At 65.7% G+C, this 4523-nt stretch carries 3 protein-coding genes and 1 pseudogene; 2 read left to right on the top strand and 2 right to left on the bottom strand.

Features of this window, described 5'->3' with window-relative positions:
- On the bottom strand, positions 1-1817 hold a 1817-nt coding region (locus tag DBR20_RS23100), incomplete at its 3' end, for an ATP-binding protein (RefSeq protein ID WP_258223330.1).
- Between the two features lie 178 nt (positions 1818-1995).
- On the opposite strand from DBR20_RS23100, the gene DBR20_RS12195 reads away from it, so the two are divergent.
- Together DBR20_RS12195 and DBR20_RS12190 are read left to right on the top strand one after the other, a co-directional pair.
- Positions 1996-3129 carry a PAS domain-containing sensor histidine kinase gene (locus DBR20_RS12195; protein WP_108266372.1) on the top strand — a complete coding sequence of 378 codons (1134 nt, stop codon included), beginning with the start codon at positions 1996-1998 and terminating at the stop codon, positions 3127-3129.
- On the top strand, positions 3119-3478 hold the full coding sequence (locus DBR20_RS12190; RefSeq protein ID WP_089240789.1) for a response regulator: 360 nt from the start codon (positions 3119-3121) through the stop codon (positions 3476-3478). Before DBR20_RS12195 ends, DBR20_RS12190 begins: the two co-directional genes overlap by 11 nt.
- Before the next feature lie 87 nt (positions 3479-3565).
- Here DBR20_RS12190 and DBR20_RS23095 read toward each other — a convergent pair.
- Positions 3566-4523: pseudogene (locus DBR20_RS23095) on the bottom strand (hypothetical protein); the annotation flags it as partial.

Raw genomic sequence — 4523 nt, 5'->3', positions numbered from 1 at the left:
GGCACGGCCACTGCGGCATCTGCAGCGGCCTCGGCCATCGGCGCGCCCTGCAGAGGCAGTTCGAGAATGAAGCAGCTGCCGCGGCCCGGCTCGCTGTCCACCTGGATGTCACCGCCCATGCGCACCGCAAGGTCACGCGAGATCGACAGGCCCAGGCCGGTGCCGCCGTAACGGCGGCGGGTGCTGCCATCAGCCTGGCGGAAGGCTTCGAAGATCAGCTGCAGCTGGTCGCGTGCGATGCCGATACCGCTGTCGGAGACCTCGAATCGGATCCGGCCATTGCCGCCGCTGCGAACGTGCAGGCTGACCTTGCCGTGCTCGGTGAACTTGACCGCATTGGCCAGCAGATTCTTCAGGATCTGCTGCAGGCGCTGGTTGTCGGCCACCAGTTGGCTGGGGGCCAGGCCATCGGCCTCGATCTGCAGTACCAGGCCCTTCTGCCGGGCCATCGGCTCGAAGGTCTCTCGCAGCCGCTGCAGCACGCTGTCGACCACCACCACTTCATCGGCCAGTTCGACGTGCCCTGCTTCGATGCGCGACAGATCAAGGATGTCGTTGATCAGCGCCAGCAGGTCGTTGTTGGAGGACAGGATGGCGCGGGCGTACTTGACCTGCTCGTCGCTGAGCGCGCCGTCCTTGTTGTCGGCCAGCAGCTTGGCCAGGATCAGCGAACTGTTCAGCGGCGTGCGCAGTTCGTGCGACATGTTGGCCAGGAATTCGGACTTGTAGCGCGAGGTGGCGGCCAGTTCGTTGCTGTTGCGCACCAGCTGGCCCTGCGCGACCAGCAGCGCCTGCTTCTGTGCCTCCAGCTCATGGGTGCGCTCTTCCAGCTGCACATTGCTCTGCTCAAGCTCGGCCTGCTGCTGTTCCAGATGGCTCTGCGACTGCATCAGGCTGCGGCTCTGCTCTTCCAGCTCTTCGTTGGCCACGCGCAGCTCTTCCTGCTGTGCCTGCAGCTCTTCGCCCTGGCGCTGCGACTCCTCCAGCAGCACCATCAGCTGCCCGCGCAGCATCGAGGTACGCAGTGCCATGCCGATCGTTTCGGCGCAGCGCTCCAGCAGTTCGTCATCCAGTGCTCGCTGATCACCTACAACCGAGCGACCGAGCTCGATCACACCGACCACGGCGCCGTCACTGCTGACCGGGGCGAGGATGCGCTCGCGCACAGGCACACGTCCCAGGCTCGTCTGCAGCTCCAGCGTGGTCGCGTCGCCACCCTGCAGGTGTCGCGCCAGCTGGTCGCGGGCGACCTGCCCTGCCACCCCTTCCTGCAGGCCCAACGTCGCCGGGATGCCAGCCGGCAATGCCAGTCCACCGGTCAGCTGCAGGCGGCCGCCCTCAAGCCGATAAAGCGCTCCGACGTCCGCACGCAGGTGGGTTGCCAGTGCCGTCACCGCCGCTTCGGCGATCTGTTCCGGCGCCAGCTCGCCGCGCAGGCCCAGCGACACTGCATTTTCCGCCTCCTGCAGCCACAGCGCGCGCATGGCCTCGCGCCGCGCCTGGATCGCACGCGATGCGATCAGCGCAATCATCAGGAAGGCGGCGCCACCGATGCTCCGGTTGACGAACGAGAAGGATGAATTGGTGCTGGCCGGCGCCACGTTGTAGCCCACCGCCAGCAGCACGCAGGCGCTGACGGCCACCACGAACGGCACCCGGGCGCTGCGCTGGAACACCGTGACGCCGATGGCCATGAAATAGGCCAGCCACACGGCATAGCCCAGCGGCACCACCAGTTCCAGCGCGGCCGTAGCCGCCACCAGCACCGCCGACGTCATCCAGATCCAGCGGTCACGCGTAGTCGCACCAGGACGCATGCAGGTCGGTTCCACATTGGAAAAGGGGGCTGATGTTACTCCGTGTCGCATTCAGCCGCATACGACCTATGGCACGGGCGTTGCGTGCACATCTTCTTCACACTCCACTGCCTACGTTCTCGTGCCTCACACAGGTAATACGCATTTCATCGTGGTCGCTGCCGCTTCGACGCCGTCCGTGTTGACGGACCCTTCCCGACAGCTGCGATTGCTGATCGACAGCGTGCGCGACCATGCGCTGTACCTGCTCGACCCCGATGGCATCGTCTGCAGCTGGAACCCCGGCGCCGAACGCATCAAGGGCTACCGGTCGGAAGAAGTCATCGGCACCCACTTCGGACGCTTCTACCTGCAGGCCGACCGCGATGCCGGCGAGCCGCAGCACCTGCTGCGACTGGCAGCGGAAAGCGGGCACCACGCCGCCGAAGGTTGGCGGGTGCGCCGTGACGGGTCTCCGTTCCGTGCCAGCGTGCTCATCGAGTCGGTGCTCGAGAACGGTGAACTGGTGGGCTTCGTCAAGATCACCCGCGACATCACTGAACAGTGGCAGGCGCAACGGCTCCTGCGCGACGCCCAGCGGGCGCTGCGCCAGACCCAGCAGTTCGAGACGGTCGGCCAGCTCAGCCGCGGCCTGGCCCATGAGTTCAACAACCTGCTGACCACCATCGTCAATGCGCTGGACCTGCTGTCCGCTCGCATGGGGGATGATGAACGCGCCAACGCCCTGCTGACCACCGCGCAGGCGGCCAGCGATCGTGGTGCGCTGCTGACCCGGCAGCTGCTGGCCTTCAGCACCGGGCAGACCCTGATCCGTGAAACGCTGGACATCAATGCGCGGATCAGCGACTGGTTGCCCGCCCTGCAGGCCACCTGCCCTGCCGGCGTCACCCTGGAAACCGCGCTGGCTGCCGGCCTGCCTGCGATACTCAGCGACACCGTGCAGCTGCAGACAGCGCTCACCAACCTGGTCGGCAACGCTGCGGACGCCACGGTGGGGGGTGGTCGGGTATTGATCGCCACCGCGCTGGAACACCGCATGGACCCCGATGCCGACACATCCCGGCAACGGACCTATGTGACGTTGAGCGTCTGCGATGAGGGCCATGGCATGGCCCCGGACATCGCCGAGCGCGCGACAGAACCCTTCTTCACCACCAAGGACATCGGCAAGGGCAGCGGTCTGGGCCTGAGCCAGGTGTTCGGATTCACCACCCAGAGTGGCGGTTTCGTTGATGTGTCCACCACGCTCGGTGTCGGCACCACGGTCAGCCTGCTGCTCCCTGCTACCGAGGACCCCGCACATGACCGATGATCCGATCCGCGTATTGATGGTGGAGGACCAGACCGATCTGCGCGAGATGATCGGGCTGGCCCTGCGGGACTTCGGCATCGACGTGGCGACCACGGCGGATGCGCAGGAAGCAGTCGCCCTGCTGCAGGGTGGCGCGCGTTTCGATGTGGTGTTCAGTGACATCAGCATGCCCAACGGCATGTCCGGCATCGAGCTGAGCGAGCATGTGGCGCGGGACCAGCCGCAGGCGCGGATGATTCTGTCTTCCGGCTATGCGCGCTCGCAGTTGCCGCCGCTGCCCGAGCAGGTGGAATTCCTGCCCAAGCCTTACCGGTTGCGGCAGTTGGTGGAGTTGCTCAAGCAGGAGTGAGGCGTTGCTGCCCTGCCAGGCATGGCCTGGCACTACTGGTAGTGTCCGCCGAGGGCTTGCCAGGCGTGGTCTGGCATTGCTCTGTTATCAATAGCGACCCACCAGGTTGAGGTACCAGCCGCGGTGCGTGTAGTCGAACTTCGTCAGGTCGTCACTGAAGTCGGTGAAGTTGTAGCCCACACCGACCCGGAAGTTGCGGCCGACATCGCGGTCCACGCCGGCCAACCAACCCTGCCGGCGACCGCCATCGCGTACGTCCAGCAGGCGGTACTCCAGCAGGCCATGCCATTGGTAGTACAGGTCATAGCGCAGCTGCGCGGCACCGAAGTTCGTTGCTGAATCGAACCACGGACCGGTGCCGCGGCCATAGCGCACCTCGCCTTCGCGGCGGGCCAGCTTGGCCGCTACTTCCCAGCGCTGGTCGATGCGGTACACGCCTTCCAGCGACAGCACCTGGGTCCGCTGGTCATAGTCCACGCCATTGACCTGGCCCATCGTCGACAGGTCGTACAGATAACTGTAGCGACCGAACAGCGCCCAGCGATCATTGTCCCAGGGGCGGTAGGCGAAGCCGAGATTGCCTTCGATGAAGCGTGCACCGGCCACCGGGTTGATCGCATCGTCGGTGTCGGCGTAGTTGAACCGCGCGGCAATCCGCCAGCTGTCGTTGAGTCGATGGCTGAGACGGTTGGTGCTGACCCACTGCGTGCGCCGCTCCGCACCGGTGTCACGACGCCACTCCACCTTGCTCTGCCACTCGGTACCCGGCGACGTACGGCCACCGGACAGGCTGACGGCCTTGCGGTCGACCTGGCCACTGCTCGCATCCAGCTTGCCATCGCTGAGGGTGAAGCCCGCGTTCCAGCCCACCGCCGGATAGAAATCCATGCCGAAGGTATTCGCCAGGCCGGATTCCTGGCCGGACTTCAGGAACTGACTCTCATTGAACACGTTGACCTGGTCAGACAGGCGCCAGCGCTGGCCCAGCGTCCAGCCATCCTGCGCGTTCGGGCTGAACAGCGGGTCGTACTCGCTGCGGTCGGTT

This window comes from Stenotrophomonas sp. HMWF023, from assembly GCF_003060985.1.
Taxonomy (GTDB): Bacteria; Pseudomonadota; Gammaproteobacteria; order Xanthomonadales; family Xanthomonadaceae; genus Stenotrophomonas; species Stenotrophomonas lactitubi.
This window is presented reverse-complemented; position numbering and strand designations above follow the sequence as displayed.

What these genes read in the sequence shown, in the direction of transcription:
- DBR20_RS12190 (WP_089240789.1), top strand. Translation starts at nt 3,119, where the DNA reads ATGACCGATGATCCGATCCGCGTATTGATGGTGGAGGACCAGACCGAT.